This window comes from Thauera sp. WB-2 (assembly GCF_027594845.1).
GTDB classification, from domain to species: domain Bacteria; phylum Pseudomonadota; class Gammaproteobacteria; order Burkholderiales; family Rhodocyclaceae; genus Thauera; species Thauera mechernichensis.
Genome location: NZ_CP088935.1, coordinates 237,556 through 252,437, shown reverse-complemented (window position 1 = coordinate 252,437; position 14,882 = coordinate 237,556). Strand labels below are relative to the sequence as shown.

General features: G+C 68.8%; 10 protein-coding genes and 1 pseudogene. 8 read left to right on the top strand and 3 right to left on the bottom strand.

Annotation, left to right across the window (positions count from 1 at the left end; translation table 11 throughout):
- Positions 1–217: 217 nt before the first annotated feature.
- Both LQF09_RS00990 and LQF09_RS00985 read left to right on the top strand, forming a co-directional pair.
- Entirely contained in the window at positions 218–1,051 is an 834-nt protein-coding gene (locus LQF09_RS00990; protein WP_270068931.1) for a DUF3025 domain-containing protein, read from the top strand.
- A gap of 171 nt (positions 1,052–1,222) precedes the next feature.
- Positions 1,223–2,104: a DNA ligase gene (locus LQF09_RS00985; RefSeq protein WP_270068930.1), complete on the top strand. Its 882-nt coding sequence runs from the start codon at positions 1,223–1,225 to the stop codon at positions 2,102–2,104.
- 18 nt (positions 2,105–2,122) lie between these two features.
- Here the strand turns inward: LQF09_RS00985 and LQF09_RS00980 are convergent, their stop codons facing one another.
- Positions 2,123–3,928: an ABC transporter transmembrane domain-containing protein gene (locus LQF09_RS00980; protein ID WP_270068929.1), complete on the bottom strand. Its 1,806-nt coding sequence runs from the start codon at positions 3,926–3,928 to the stop codon at positions 2,123–2,125.
- Between the two features lie 212 nt (positions 3,929–4,140).
- On the opposite strand from LQF09_RS00980, the pseudogene LQF09_RS00975 reads away from it, so the two are divergent.
- Positions 4,141–4,245 (top strand): annotated as a pseudogene (locus LQF09_RS00975) (DUF924 family protein); the annotation flags it as partial.
- 11 nt (positions 4,246–4,256) lie between these two features.
- Here LQF09_RS00975 and LQF09_RS00970 read toward each other — a convergent pair.
- Positions 4,257–8,096, bottom strand: a complete 3,840-nt coding sequence (locus tag LQF09_RS00970) for an EAL domain-containing protein (protein ID WP_270068928.1) — start codon at positions 8,094–8,096, stop codon at positions 4,257–4,259.
- 227 nt (positions 8,097–8,323) lie between these two features.
- On the opposite strand from LQF09_RS00970, the gene LQF09_RS00965 reads away from it, so the two are divergent.
- Both LQF09_RS00965 and LQF09_RS00960 read left to right on the top strand, forming a co-directional pair.
- Positions 8,324–8,836, top strand: a complete 513-nt coding sequence (locus LQF09_RS00965) for an LEA type 2 family protein (protein ID WP_002925508.1) — start codon at positions 8,324–8,326, stop codon at positions 8,834–8,836.
- Between the two features lie 37 nt (positions 8,837–8,873).
- A complete protein-coding gene (locus LQF09_RS00960) occupies positions 8,874–9,662 on the top strand; it encodes an enoyl-CoA hydratase-related protein (protein ID WP_037984138.1) in 789 nt (262 codons plus the stop codon).
- A 48-nt stretch (positions 9,663–9,710) separates the two neighbouring features.
- On the opposite strand, the gene LQF09_RS00955 is transcribed toward LQF09_RS00960, so the two are convergent.
- Entirely contained in the window at positions 9,711–10,523 is an 813-nt protein-coding gene (locus tag LQF09_RS00955; RefSeq protein WP_002925512.1) for a helix-turn-helix domain-containing protein, read from the bottom strand.
- A gap of 308 nt (positions 10,524–10,831) precedes the next feature.
- Between LQF09_RS00955 and LQF09_RS00950 the strand changes: the two genes are divergently transcribed.
- From LQF09_RS00950 to LQF09_RS00940, 3 genes are all read left to right on the top strand, one after another.
- Positions 10,832–12,301 (top strand): alanine/glycine:cation symporter family protein, encoded by a 1,470-nt coding sequence (locus LQF09_RS00950; protein ID WP_002937586.1) that lies wholly within the window; start codon positions 10,832–10,834, stop codon positions 12,299–12,301.
- Positions 12,302–12,374: 73 nt separating this feature from the next.
- Complete coding sequence (locus LQF09_RS00945) at positions 12,375–13,778, top strand: aspartate ammonia-lyase (protein WP_002925515.1); 1,404 nt, start codon at positions 12,375–12,377, stop codon at positions 13,776–13,778.
- Positions 13,775–14,779 (top strand): asparaginase, encoded by a 1,005-nt coding sequence (locus tag LQF09_RS00940; RefSeq protein ID WP_270068927.1) that lies wholly within the window; start codon positions 13,775–13,777, stop codon positions 14,777–14,779. Before LQF09_RS00945 ends, LQF09_RS00940 begins: the two co-directional genes overlap by 4 nt.
- Positions 14,780–14,882: the final 103 nt, after the last annotated feature.

The window sequence follows — 14,882 nt, the reverse complement described above, 5'->3', positions numbered from 1 at the left end:
GAGAGCGCTGGCGCGGCACCAGGCTGCGCGCACACTGACGAACACGGGGGCTGTTAGACGAGACCAGCGGATCTGCGTGTTGATACTCTGTAGTAAATGCCTTTCATTATCATTTACTTTTTTGTCATTTTATCTCCTTCTGCTCCCCGCTTGTCAAGCGCATACGGCTCAGATGAGTTTCCAGAAACAGGCGGTTTGGAGAAGGCACAATGCGAGGATGAGCACCGCAGATCACCATCCCGCAAGTCTCGCTACACAGCCTCTGTTCGCACCGATCGGGCGCTGGCTCGAACGCTGCGCCGGCACCGGCCTGCCTGACCACGCGGCGCTCGACGCCCTGCTCGCCGAGGCGGCCCCGGGCACCCGCAGCGGTGGCGGGGCGCCGATCCGCTTCGTGCCGCCCGGGGAGACGCCTGCGGGCTACGAGGCCCACATCTTCGCCCGCGGCGAGGTGCCGACCCGCAGCGGCGACTGGCACGATTTCTTCAATGCGCTGGCCTGGTGCGCTTGGCCGCGCACCAAGGCCACGCTCAACCGCCTGCATGTCGAAGAACTGCAGACCCGCACGGCGGCAGGCCTTTCCGGGCGCGGGCCGCGCCGTGACGCACTGACCCAGTTCGACGAATGCGGCATCGTGGTGGTGTCGGCCGATACCGAGATCCCCGCGCTGCTCGCTGCGCATGAGTGGGAAGCCGCATTCTGGGACCGCCGTCAGCGCCTCGCACGGACCACCCGCTTTCTCGTCTTCGGACACGCCACCTGGGCGCTGCTGCGCGCGCCCTTCTTCGGCCTGTGCGCGAAAGCCCTCTACCGCAGGGTCGCACCCGACTGGCTGGCGCTGCCGGCGGACGCAGCGCGGGCCGACACCGACGCCTGGCTCGCCCACGCGTTCGCCACCATGATCGGCGACTTCAGCCCGCGCAGCCTGTCAGCCCTGCCACTGCTCGGCATCCCCGGCATGACGCCCGAAAACGAATGCGCCGCGTATTACCGCGACACCCGCCAGTTCCGCCCGCGCCGCGCGCATGAGGCCCACGCCGCCATCCTCTGATATTCGATATGGATAATCCGGACGGCGCCACGTACAATGCCTTCGTCATTGACAGCGCAGATGCTCATGCCGCGTCCACCCACCTCCCCAGAGACGACCCCCAGGACTACCCAGCGGGCCTGCACCGCCTGCGCGCCCGCACCCACGGGCACTCAACGCCCCCGACGGCCAATGAACGCTGCATCGCGACTCGGGCCTGCCCGCACGCACCGCACATTGATCCTGGCGCTGCTGGTGGCCGCGGTCAGCGGCGCGGCCTGGGCCGACCCGCACACGCCACCGGCGCCCGCCCCCATGCTCGCGCTGCGCTACGACGCGGCCATCGACCCGGCCCAGTACTGGATCAGCGAAAAGCTCGACGGCGTACGCGCGCTGTGGGACGGCCGCCAGTTGCGCTTCCGCAGCGGGCGGCCGATCGTCGCGCCCGACTGGTTCGTTGCCGGGTTGCCCCACACGCCGCTCGACGGCGAGCTGTGGCTGGGCCGCCAGCGCTTCGACGAACTCTCCGGCCTCATCCGCCGCGCCGACCCACAGCACCCGGGCTGGCGCGCGGTGCGCTACATGGTGTTCGACCAGCCCGCCGGGGCGGGCGACTTCAGCGCCCGTCTGCAGGCGCTCCAGGCCCTCGTCATGGCGGCCGACCGGCCCTGGCTCCAGGTCGTGGAGCAGCGCCGGGTCACCGACCGCGCAGCACTGCAGCGCCTGCTCGACGACACCGTCGCCGGCGGGGGAGAAGGACTCATGCTGCACCGCGCCGACGCCCACTGGCAGCCCGGCCGCAGCGACGCCCTGCTCAAGCTCACCCCATGGCTCGACGCCGAAGCCCGCGTCGTCGGCTACATCCCCGGCAAGGGCCGGCTGCAGGGCAAGGTCGGCGCACTGGAGGTCGAGACCGACGACGGCCGCCGCTTTCGCATCGGCAGCGGCCTGACCGACGCCCTGCGCAACACCCCGCCCGCCATCGGCACGCTGGTCACCTACCGCTACCGCGAACTTACCCCCGGCGGGCAACCACGCTTTCCACGCTATGTGCGCGAGCGCACGCTGCCGTAGGGCCCCGCGCCGCTCTCCTCACGCCTCCAGCTGCAGCGCCGCCAGCCGTGCATACAGCCCGCCCTGGCGGCGCAGGTCGGCCGGGGTACCGGTCTCGACGATGCGGCCGGCGTCCATCACCACGATGCGGTCCACCTTCTGCACCGTGGCCAGGCGGTGGGCGATGATCAGCGTGGTCCGCCCCCGCATGGCGGCGGCCAGGCCCTGCTGCACCAGGATTTCGGATTCGGCGTCGAGCGCACTGGTGGCTTCATCGAGCAGCAGGATGGGCGCACCCTTGAGGATCGCACGCGCGATCGCGATGCGCTGGCGCTGGCCGCCCGAGAGCCGGGTGCCGCGTTCGCCGAGGAAGCTGGCGTAGCCTTCGGGCAGGCGGGCGATGAATTCGTCGGCAGCCGCGGCGCGGGCGGCGGCGATCACCTCGGCGTCGCTGGCGTCGGGACGGCCGTAGCGGATGTTCTCCAGCGCGCTTGCCGAGAAGATCACAGGGTCCTGCGGCACGATCGCGATCCCGGCGCGCAGCGCATGCAGCGACAACGCGCGGATGTCGCTGCCACTGATACGGATACAGCCCGCGCTCGCCTCGTAGTAGCGCAGCAGGAGCTGGAACAGGCTGGTCTTGCCGGCGCCGGAGGGGCCGACGAGCGCAATCCGCTCGCCGGGTGCGATCTGCAGCGAGATGCCGTCGATCGCGCGCACGCCCGGGCGTGCCGGGTAGCAGAACACGACGTGGTCGAACGCGATCGCGGGCAGGGCGGCGTGGGCTGAGGGCGTGGCGCGGGCGCCCTCGCCGGCGCGGGCCGCGTCGCCATCCCGGATCGCCGGCTCGGCGTGCAGCAGTTCCATCAGGCGCTCGGTGGCGCCGCTTGCACGCATGACGTCGCCCCACACCTCGGCCAGCGTGCCCACCCCACCCGCCACCAGCGCGGCATAGATGAGGAAGGCGCCGAGTTCGCCCACCGACAGTGTGCCCGCCTGTACCTGGCGCGCGCCGATCCACAGCACGAAGATGATCGTGCCCATCACCGCCGCGATGATGAGCGCGGTGAGCAGGGCGCGCACGCGGGTACGCTGCACGGCAGCCTGAAACCCAGTCTCGCTGCGCGCAGCGAAGCGCCGCGCCTCGTTCGCTTCCTGGGTGAAGGCCTGCACCGTCGGCATGGCGTTGAGGATCTCGCCGGCCAGGGCCGAGGCATCGGCGATGCGGTCCTGCGACGCGCGCGACAGCCGGCGCACGCGCCGGCCGATGACGGCGATGGGCAAGGCCAGCACAGTCATCAGGCCGACGATGAGGCCGAACAGTTGCACGCTGGTCACCGCCAGCATGAGCATGCCGCCGACGAACTGGAACAGGCTGCGCAAGCCCATCGAGATCGAGCTGCCAACGACGGTCTGCACCAGGGTGGTGTCGCCCGTGAGCCTTGAGAGCACTTCGCCGGTCTGCAAGGTCTCGAAGAACTGTGGCGACTGATGCAGCACGCGGGCATACACCGCGCTGCGCAGGTCGGCCGTGACGCGCTCGCCGATCCAGGACACCGTGTAGTAGCGCGCCGCGACCACCACCGCCCAGAACAGCGCGAGGCCGACCAGCGCCACGAAGCGGCCGTCCAGGCCCTGCGCACCGAATAGCCCGGCCCCCGCCACATCGCCGCCAAAACCCGCGTCGATCAGGTCGCGGAAAGCCAGCGGCACGACGAGGATCGCGGCCGAACCGAGGCAGAGCAGCACGAAGGCCAGGGCCACCCGGCCACGATGCGGGCGCAGGAATGGCAACAGGCCGCGCAGTGCGGAGAGTGGGCGGGCAATCGGGGGCGAGGACGTCACGGTCGGTAGGCAGGCACGGTGAATGCCCGATTATTGCCGGATTTCCCGCGCTCGAACGCGAACTCCATACCGCACCGAGCTCGCAGACACGGACGGTCGACTGCGCTATGGTGTCCGTACCGCCCGCCCGCAGGAGGTCCCGCTTGGACACGCCCGACTCAATCCACGCCTTCTGGTTCGGCCCGGACGCCGACACGACCGCGCAGACAGCCATCATCGACCGCTTCGGCCGCTTTCCCCATCGCAACGCAGCCCTGGGCCGCGAATCGACGGCGGATGAAGTCGCCTTCCTGCAACAGCCCGGATCCGGGTTCTGACGTAACCGGACTCAGCCAGCGCGAAGCACGGCGTCGAGCGCGCTCTCGATTGCGGCTCGGCGTGCGCCCAGCTCCGCAATCAGGGATGGACGACTGCCGGCGGCAGCAGGCGCGCCAGCACAGCGCTCGCACAGCTGCGCCAGTTGGGCGAGTTCATCCTGCAGGGCTTCGCAGGCCGGTGCGTCGACAGCGCCGGACGCACGCTCTGCGGCCAGCCAACGCCCGAAGGCGCTGCCCTCGATGTCGAACGCAGGCACCTCCGCGCCCTGGTTGCCAAGCGCCGCCGCAGCCAAAGCGCACCAGTGTGCAAGCTCGGCCCCGGCATACAACAGCAGCACCTGGTCGCGGCCGAGTTCAGCCGCACTCTGCCAGGATGGATCCGGTCGCCAGGCCGTCACCCACACGGGTACGGCGGCCGCAGGCATCGGCCGCGCAATACCGTAGCCCTGGGCAAACTCGCACCCCAGCAACAGCAGGCGGCGCGCATGTACGATGCTCTCCACCCCTTCGGCAACCGCCTGACGGCGGAAGGCCTTGGCCAGGCCGATGACGCCTTCCAGGATCGCCAGGTCATCGGGGTCCTCCAGCATGTCGCGCACGAAGGTCTGGTCGATCTTGAGCACGTCGGCCGGCAGGTGCTTGAGGTAGGCGAGCGACGCATAGCCGGTGCCGAAGTCGTCGAGCGCAAACCGCACGCCGAGGCGCCGGCAGCCGCGGATCACCTCTGCGACATGCTCGAGGTTGCCGAGCGCGCTGGTTTCGAGAACCTCGATCTCGAGACGCCCGGGGCCAATGTCGCGCTGACGTCCGAGCAAGGCCTCCAGGCGGGCGACGAAGTCCGCGCGCTGCAGGTGCTCGGCCGAGATGTTGACGCTGACCGGCAGGTCCAGTCCCTGCTCGCGCCAACTCACATGCTGGGCGAGCGCGGTATCGATGACCCATTCACCGAGCTCCACGGCAAGCGGGCTGGCCTCGACATCGGCGAGGAAGGCGCCCGGTGAAAGCAGGCCGCGCTGCGGGTGATGCCAGCGGATCAGCGCCTCCAGCCCGATCACCGCACCGGTACGCATGTTGACCTTGGGCTGGTAGAAGAGCTCGAACTCGCCCCTGCGGAGACCCGCGGCAACCTGGGCCAGCGTCTCATGATGGCCGCGCACGCTGCGATCGAGCTCGGTATCGAAGATGCAGAAGCGGTTCTTGCCGGCCAGCTTGGCCTGGTACATCGCCTGGTCGGCCTGGCGCAACAACTGGTCGGCATCGACGACATCGGGCTGTGGGAACAAGCTGACGCCGATGCTGGCCGACAACTGCAGTCGCACGCCATCGATGTCCACCGGGCGGGACACGACATCGAGCAAGCGCATCACGAAGGGCACGAAGGCACCATGCTCGCCGACATCGACGAGCACGGCCGCAAACTCGTCACCGCCGAGGCGTGCGATGGTGTCGCCCTCACGCAAGGCCGCGCGCATGCCGCCGGCGAACTGCTTGAGCAGGCGGTCGCCGAGCGCGTGGCCATGCTGGTCATTGACCAGCTTGAAACCGTCGAGGTCGAGGTAGGCCACCGCCACGCGCTGCTCGCGGCGGCGGGCCTGCGCGATGGCCTGCTCAAGGCGGTCGCGCAGCAGCGCCCGGTTGGGCAAGCCGGTGAGGGCGTCGTGGTGGGCGAGGAACTCGAGCTCGGCCTCGTGCGCCTTCTGCGCTGCGATATCGGCATACAGGGCAACATAGCGCAGCGCCTCACCGCCGGCGTCCGGCACCGCGCTGATGGTGAGCAGCGCCGGGTAGTGCTCACCGGATTTGCGCCGGTTCCAGATCTCGCCACTCCAGAAACCGCGCTCGCTCAGGCTTCGCCTCATCACGGCGTAGAACTCCGCACCATGTCGCCCCGACTGGAACATCCCCGCCGGATGACCCAGGATCTCCTCGCGCGTATAGCCGCACTGCCTGCAGTAGGCCTCGTTGGCGTCGACGATCAGGCCTTGCCCGTCGGTGATCAGGATGCCCTCGCGGGCATACGAGAACACGCTCGCCGCCAGGCGCTGGCTGGCCTGCGCCTGGCGTTGCTCGGTGAGGTCGATGTCGATGCAGTACATCTCGAACTCACCATCAGCGTTGCGCTGCATGACGTGGCTGGAGAAAACCGGCACGCTGCTGCCATCCTTGCGCAGCAGGTTGAGCTCCCCTGCAGGGATCTCGACGCCTTTCTCGATCCAGTCGCGATGCAAAACCTCGAGGTCAGCGCGCATCTCGGGCGGAATCAGCAGTTCGTCCAGCCTGCGTCCGAGCGCTTCCTCGGCACTGAAGCCATACAGCGCGGTGCTCGCTTCGTTCCAGAAGATCACTTTGCGCTGGGCATCGTAGCCCTGCACCGAGATGTTGGGGATCTTCTCGAACAGCTGGCGGAAGCGCGCCTCGCTCTGGCGCAGCCGGCGCTCGGCATCGCGGCGCTCGAGCGCGTTGCGGATGGCGTCGCCGGCAAGCGCGAGCAAGGCCTTCTCCTCGTCGGCCCAGCGTCGCCGGGCATGCACCGAGTCGAAGCCGATGAAGCCGGACAGGCGCTTGTTCGAGCGCATCGGCGCTGCCAGCGTGGAATGGATGCCCTGCGCCAGCAGTATCTCGCGGTCGAGGCGAGCCTCATCGTCCAGCGCCTCCACGTCCTCGATATCGACGCAGTCGAACGCCCTCAGCGTACGTGCGAACAGCAGCTCGTGATCGAAACGCACCTGCTGCAGGCTGCCGATCTGCGTCGACACCCCCGGCGCGCACCACTCATGGGTATTGCAGGCGTGGGCGTCGTCCTCCGCGACTGCGAACACGTAGGCTCGATCGGCACGCGCATGGCCGGCGAGCTCGCCGAGCGCCTCGACGATCACCTCGTCGAGGCGCTCATGCTCGGCACCGACGATGCGCGCCGAGATGCGTGCCAGGGTCTGCTCGAGCGACACCCGCCGCCGCAGGGCGGACAGATTGCGGCTGTTCTCGAGCTCCGCGCTGACCGGTGCGTCGAAGATCTGGAGCAGGTCGAGCACCACTTGCGGCTGGGCCAATGGACGCCGGCTGAGCAGCGCAAGCAGCCCCAGCGGGTGCCCGGCATGATCGATCAGCGGCACCGCGCAATAGCCTTCTATACCCTTGCGTACGAGCGCCTCGTCGCGCGGGAAGCGCATCGCGACGCCCTCGGCATAGACGCAGGGCGCCCGCCCGATCACATGCTCGCAGGGCGAGTCCGCAAGCGCGTAGTCGAAGGCCTGCATGCGCCCCGCGCTCGACCAGCCGGCGACCGCATTGACCCGCTCGCCGACCGCGTCGACCGCACCGACGAACACGTAGTCGGCATCGAGCGCCTCAACCAGGTGCCGGCACACGCGCTCATGGAAGGCGACCCCGGTCCGCGGAGTGGAATCTGCGGCAAGCAGATCGAGTGCGGCCCGCATGCGCCGCTCGTGGGTGACGTCGTGGGCAATGCCGAGCACGCCGATGAGGCGTCCATCCGCGCCGTGCAGGGGCGCCTTGGTAGTGAGGACAAGCTCACGGTGGCCGTCGCGGGCAAAGGTGAGCCACTCCTCACGGCTCACGGGCTGCATGGCGGCCAGGGCCCGCAGATCGTCCGCGCGAAAGGCTGCGGCCTCTGCTTCGGCAAAGAAATCAGCGTCCGTCCGCCCGAGGATCTGGTCACGGGACCGGCCAAGCAAGGCCTCGACCTGGCGGTTGCAGTGCAGGAACACACCGTCGGGGCTCTTTACCCACACCAGCGCGGGCAACGCATCGACGAGCGCATCAAGCCCGCCGTCGGCAAACACGGAGGTGGCGGCCGGCAGATTGAGGCTCGGATGCGTATGGTCGATCACTCGGACTCCTTCACCGATGCACAGCCGCAGCGGGCGCTACGCATACTGGATTCTAGACAGCTGCCGAAACACCGGTAGTGAAAACCGCACGCCTGGCGAGATACGCCGGTGCCTGCCTCGGTGATGACCTTTGCCCATGCGCGAGCCGGCATGGGCACGCGCCTGGCCAGAGGCCCGTCTGCAGGTAGAATGGACCAGGCCCGGCTTTCACAATGGAAGTTCCGCCCATGCATGCCGCGATCCCCATCCGCCTCGCACACCTCTGCTACCGCAGTCTCACTGCGGTACTGGTCGTCCTTGCCCTGCTCGCGGTCGGCGGCTGCGCCAGCCTGGTGCACCGCGAACCGGTTCGAATCAACGTCGTCGGCCTGGAGCCCATCCCGGGCGAGGGCATGGAGATGCGCTTCAAGGTCAGGATGCGGGTGCAGAACCCCAACGACTCGGCAATCGACTTCGACGGCCTCGCGCTCGAACTCGAGCTCAACGGTCGGCCCTTCGCCACCGGCGTCAGCGATCGCGCGGGCAGCGTGCCGCGTTTCGGCGAGACGCTGATCGAGATCCCGGTGTCGGTATCGGCGATCGCCGTGGTACGCCAGGCGCTCGGCGTGATCGAAGGCGAGGCCAAGGCCGAAGTACCCTACACGCTGCGCGGCCGGCTCGCCGGTGGTCTGGCGGGTGGCATGCGCTTCTCCGACTCCGGTACCCTCAAGCTACCCGATCCGCTCAGGACGCCACGCTGAAACCCGCCGCGCGCGACACTCAAAAGGAGACCGAATGATGTCCCAGCCCGCCCTCAAGGACGCCCGCCTGCAACTCGACGATCGCGTCGCCACCCTCACCCTGGCGCGCGACGACGTGCGCAATGCGCTCACCGGCACCGCACTCATCGACGACATCGTCGATGTAGCCGAGTGGGTGAACCGCTGCGACGAGGTCTCCGTGCTGGTGATCACCGGCGAGGGTTCAGCCTTCTCCGCGGGGGGCAACATCAAGGACATGGCCGAGCGCGGCGGCGACTTTGCCGGCGATGTGGCCGAGGTCGCCACCCGCTACCGCCGCGGCATCCAGCGCATCCCGCTGGCCTTGCAGGCGGTCGAGGTGCCGATCATCGCCGCAGTCAATGGGCCCGCAATCGGCGCCGGCTTTGATCTGGCCAACATGGCCGACATCCGCATCGCCTCCACCCGGGCGAAGTTCGGCGAGACCTTCCTCAACCTCGGCATCATCCCGGGCGACGGCGGCGCCTGGTTCATGCAGCGCCTGATCGGCTACCAGCAGGCCTTCGAGCTCACCCTGTCGGGACGCATCGTCGGTGCGGAGGAGGCGAAGACCCTGGGCATCGCGCTCGAGGTCGTCGAGCCTGAGCAGTTGCTGGCACGCGCCCACGACATGGCCGCGCGCTTCGCCGCCCAGCCGCCCAAGGCGCTGCGCCTGACCAAGCGCCTGATGAAGATGGCCCAGCGCACCGAACTCAAGGACTTCCTCGACCTGTGCGCGGCCTTCCAGGGCATGTGCCACAACGAGCCGGAACACCTCGCGGCAGTCGAGCGCTTCCTGAAGCGCTGAACGGCAGTCAGCCAGGCCCAGCCGTGCAGGCGAGGTGCGCGCGCACGCTCAGTGGCGCGCGCGGAAATGCCACTCGCCGGCTGCGATATCGTTGGCCACGGCCCGGCGCGTCGCCTCATCCACCCGTGTGTCATCGAGCGGATACAGGCCGCACAGGCGCAGCGCGCGCCGGACCTCGATGGCCTGGCCGAGGTATTCATACACGACCCGGGCGCAACATGGCATGCGCTCGCCGCTGCCCGACACCCCCAGCTTGAGCCCAGTGAGCCGGGTGACACGGTTCTTGAACGAGGGGAAGAGGATGGTCTGCGTCATCTCCAGACCAGTCAGCGTCTCGTAGTCGGTCAGGAAGATCCGGTCGGTGAGGAAATGCGCCAGGCCGCGATAGATGCCATGGTAGGCCTTCTCGCGCGGATGCTCGATGAGGCGCTCGGTACGCTGGTAATACACCCGGTCGTCACGCCTTTCCAGGCATACCAGGGTACGCAGAAGCTGCCCGGGGCAGGCCATCGACAGGTAGGTCTCGAAGTAATAGCCCAGGTACTTGTCCAGCCCTGCGCTACCGATCTCCTTCAGGTGGGCGAGATCCGCCGCCTCCGGTGCGTGCGCCACGGCGGGCACCACCGGCCGCGGGCGGACTTGCACCAGGCGCTCGAACTGCGCGCTGGGCATCATGATTTCGTGCTCGTCCACCCCGAAGAAGGCGCAGAACCGGCGCAGCGTATGGGCCGAGGGCCGATAGCGCCCGCTCAGGTAGCGGTTGAACTGCGGCCGGTTGATGTCGAGCCGGCGGCAGACCTCGGCTACGGAGCGGTAGTAGCTGCACAACAGGCGCAGGTTGCGGGCGAAATCCTCGTTCATGGTGGCTCCAGGGGCGACGCGGCGGGCAACAGGAGTGGCGGCTCACGCGTACGGCCCCGGTCGGTGGCACACCTTGGATATGTCGCAGTATGGCGCAGTTTGTGCGCCCATTGGCAACGGCTTGAGCCAGGTCGTCAAATTCCCGTGCTGCCCGCGGCTTGCTGAAATGTCCGTGCTCCCGCCGTTCGCGCGGGGGAAAACGACAACAGCGGCCACGCGCCGCGCAGCAAGGAGACATCTCATGCCTGCCTACCCGTGTCACGTCCCGGCCCTGGCCGCCTGCCACCTCCGCCAGGGAGGGCGCCGTCATGCTTGACCTGCTCAATGACCTGCTATGGTCCAAGGTGCTGATCGTCGTGCTGATCGGCCTCGGCCTGTGGTTCACCATCGGTTCGCGCTGCGTGCAGTTCCGCCACTTCGGACGCATGTTCCGCATCCTCGGCGCCAATCAGGCCTTTGCACGTGACAAGCACGGCCACATCAGCTCCTTCCAGGCCCTGATGCTGTCCGTGGCCGGCCGCGTCGGCGGCGGCAACATCGCCGGCGTCGCCGTCGCCATCACGCTGGGCGGCCCCGGCGCCATCTTCTGGATGTGGATGGTGGGCCTGATCGGCATGGCCACAAGCTACTTCGAGTGCACGCTCGCCCAGGCCTACAAGACTGCCGAGCCTGACGGCACCTACCGCGGCGGCCCCGCGCACTACATCGCCCGCGGCATGGGGCGGCGCTGGAAGTGGCTGGCGGCGGTCTATTCGGTGCTGCTGCTGCTGACCTTCGGCTTTGCCTTCAGCGCGCTGCAGTCGTACTCGGTCGCCACCTCGATCAACGACGCCTTCGGCATCCCGGTCAGCGTGACCGGCGGCATCCTCGCCGTGATCGTCGGCGCGATCATCTTCGGCGGCGTCAAGCGCATCGCCAAGGTGGCCGAGGTGCTCGTGCCGGTGATGGCGGTCGGCTACATCGCCATCGCGCTGGTGGTGGTGGTGCTCAACCTCGGCGAGTTGCCGGGCGTGCTGGCACTGATCGTCAAGAGCGCCTTCGGCCTCGAACCCGCGATCGGCGGCGGCATCGGCGCGGCGATCGTGATGGGCGTCAAGCGCGGCCTGTTCTCCAACGAGGCCGGTCTGGGCAGCGCGCCCAACGTCGCCGCGGTGGCCTACGTGCGCCACCCCGCCAGCCAGGGCATCGTGCAGGCCTTCTCGGTGTTCATCGACACCCTGATCGTGTGCTCGTGCACCGCCTTCATCGTGCTGCTCGGCGACGTCTACCAACCCGGCACAGGAGCCCAGGTCGGCGGCGTAGCCCTCACCCAGGCATCGCTGGCCGGTCTCGTCGGCGAATGGGGCCGGGTATTCGTAAGCGTTGCGCTGATGCTGTTCGGCTTCACCACCATCATCTACAACTACTACCTCGGCGAGAACAGCCTGAGCTGGTTCAACGCCAGCAACCGCGGGCTGGTCGTGCTCTACCGCGCGGTGGTGATCGCACTGTGCGGCTGGGGTGCCACCACCGACCTCGGCACCGTGTTCGCCTTCGCCGACGTGACCATGGGCCTGCTCGCGCTCGCCAACCTGCTTGCGCTCGCGGCGCTGTTCAAGCCCGGACTGCGCCTGATGCGCGACTACGACGCGCAGATCGACGCCGGCGTCGCCGAGCCGGTGTTCGACGCCACACGCTTCAGCGACCTGGACATCGACGCCGACGCCTGGCGCCTGGAGGAAGAAGACCGCGCGGCGATCCAGTCGCCCGCCGCGGACCCGGTTCCGGCCAAGGCCTGATCCGCGACCTCACCCGACCACTCCCGGTGGCTGGCGCACACGGCGCCTGCCACCGCCACAGGAACACACCAACATGAACACCCGCATCGAACACGACCTGCTCGGCGACATGGCGCTGCCCGCCACCACCTGGTACGGCATCCAGACCCAGCGCGCTGTCGACAACTTCGCCATCACCGGCGTACCCATCAGCCACTTCCCGGCACTCGTCAACGCGCTGGCCATGGTCAAGGCCGCTGCCGCGCGCGCCAACCACGAACTCGGGCTGCTCCCGGCGCACAAGGCCGACGCCATCCTCGCCGCCTGCTCGGACATCATCGGCGGTCACCTGCACGAGGCCTTCGTCGTCGACCTGATCCAGGGCGGCGCCGGCACCTCGACCAACATGAACGCCAACGAGGTCATCGCCAACCTCGCGCTGGAGAAGCTCGGCCAGCCCAAGGGCGCGTATGCACACCTGCACCCCAACGACGACGTGAACATGTCGCAATCGACCAACGACGCCTACCCGACCGCGGTCTGCGTCGGCCTGCAGTTCGCCGTCGAGCCGCTGGTGGACGCCATCGCCAGCCTCAAGCGCGCCCTCGAAGCGAAGGGCCGCGAGTTCGCCGACGTCATCAAGATGGGCCGCACCCAGCTGCAGGACGCCGTGCCGATGACGCTCGGCCTGGAATTCGAGGCCTTCGCAGTGAACCTGGGCGAAGACATCGACCGCCTGCGCGAGGTCTGCACCCTGTTGTGCGAGGTCAACCTCGGCGGCACCGCGATCGGCACCGGCATCAACACCCACCCCGACTACGCCGCACTCGCCGTGCGCCATCTCGCCGAGATCTCGGGCAAGCCGATCGTGCCCGCTGCCAACCTGGTCGAGGCGACCTCGGACATGGGCGCCTTCGTGCTCTTCTCGGGCGTGCTCAAGCGCTTCGCGGTCAAGCTGTCCAAGCTCGCCAACGACCTGCGCCTGCTCTCCAGCGGGCCGCGCACCGGCTTCGGCGAGATCCACCTGCCGCCGATGCAGCCGGGCTCGTCGATCATGCCGGGCAAGGTCAACCCGGTGATCCCGGAGGCAGTGAATCAGACCGCCTACCAGGTGATCGGCAACGACCTCGCGGTAACGATGGCGGCCGAGGCCGGCCAGCTCCAGCTCAACGCCATGGAGCCGCTGATCGTCTACAACCTGCTGTCCTCGGTACGCATGCTCGACGCCGCCTGCCGCATGCTGGAGGAACGCTGCATCCGCGGCATCCGCGCCGACCGCGAGCAGTGCCGCCGCCACGTCGAGCACAGCATCGGCGTGATCACCGCGCTGGTGCCGCACATCGGCTACGCCAACGCCTCGCGCATCGCAGCCCAGGCGCTGCACAGCGGCGACACCGTGCGCGCCCTGGTGCTGGGCGAGGGCCTGCTTGGCGAGGCCGAACTCGATGCGCTGCTCAGCCCGCAATCCATGCTCGCCCCGCAAAGGCAGCCGGCATGAACGAGCGCATCCTGGTGCTGCACACGGGCGGCACCATCGGCATGGAGCGCGGCACGGACGGCTATCGTCCGATGCCGGGCTTCGGCGCGGTGCTACGGCGCCATCTGGACGGCGTGGCAGGCCTGCCCGCCTTCGATCTCGTCGAACTGGCACAGCCGATCGACAGCGCCAACCTGCAGCCAGCGCAATGGACCGCGATCGCCCGCGAGCTCGTCACGCGCTGGAACGACTACCGCGGCTTCGTCGTGCTGCACGGTACCGACACCATGGCGTGGACGGCGTCGGCGCTGTCCTTCATGCTGCAGGGCGCCGATCGACCGGTGATCCTCACCGGTGCGCAGGTTCCGCTCGTCGAGCCGCGCACGGACGCACTGGCCAACCTGCAGTCGGCGCTGCTGCTCGCCGACAGCTTGCCGCACGGCGAAGTCGGCGTGTTCTTCGGCCGCCAACTGCTGCGCGGCAACCGCAGCACCAAGGCCAGCAGCACGGCCTTCGAAGCGTTCGCCTCACCCAACGCAGCCGCGCTGGCCGAGGTCGGCATCACGCTGAATGTGCATGCGCAGCGCCTGCAGCCTGCGGGCGCACGCAACTTCCGGCTCCCCGAGTTCGATCCGCGCGCGGTGGCGGTGCTGACCGTGCATCCGGGCCTGGGCGCACACCAGGTCGATGCGCTCACGGCCGATCCCGCATTGCGCGGCCTGGTGCTGAGCAGCTACGGCGCCGGCAACCTGCCCGATGCCGAGCCCGGCCTTCTCGATGCGCTCGCGCGCGCGGTAGCGCGCGGCGTGGTGGTGGTGAACCGGACCCAGTGCAGCCACGGCGCGGTGATGCAGGGCGCCTACGCAACCGGCGCAGCACTGCACCGCATCGGTGTCGTCCCGGCCGCAGACATGACGCTCGAGGCGGCCTTCGCCAAGCTGCATGTGCTGCTCGCGACCGACGCCGATCCTGCGCAGGTGCGCGCGCGCTTCGGCACCGCGCTGTGCGGGGAGATGTCCTGAACCTGGCGCCGGGCACGGCGCGCCGGCGGGGCTGACGTAGAATGGCGCTCCCCGCCCCCGCACAAGACAAGTGCTCGGCCCGACGCCGCGACCGCCCTCATCC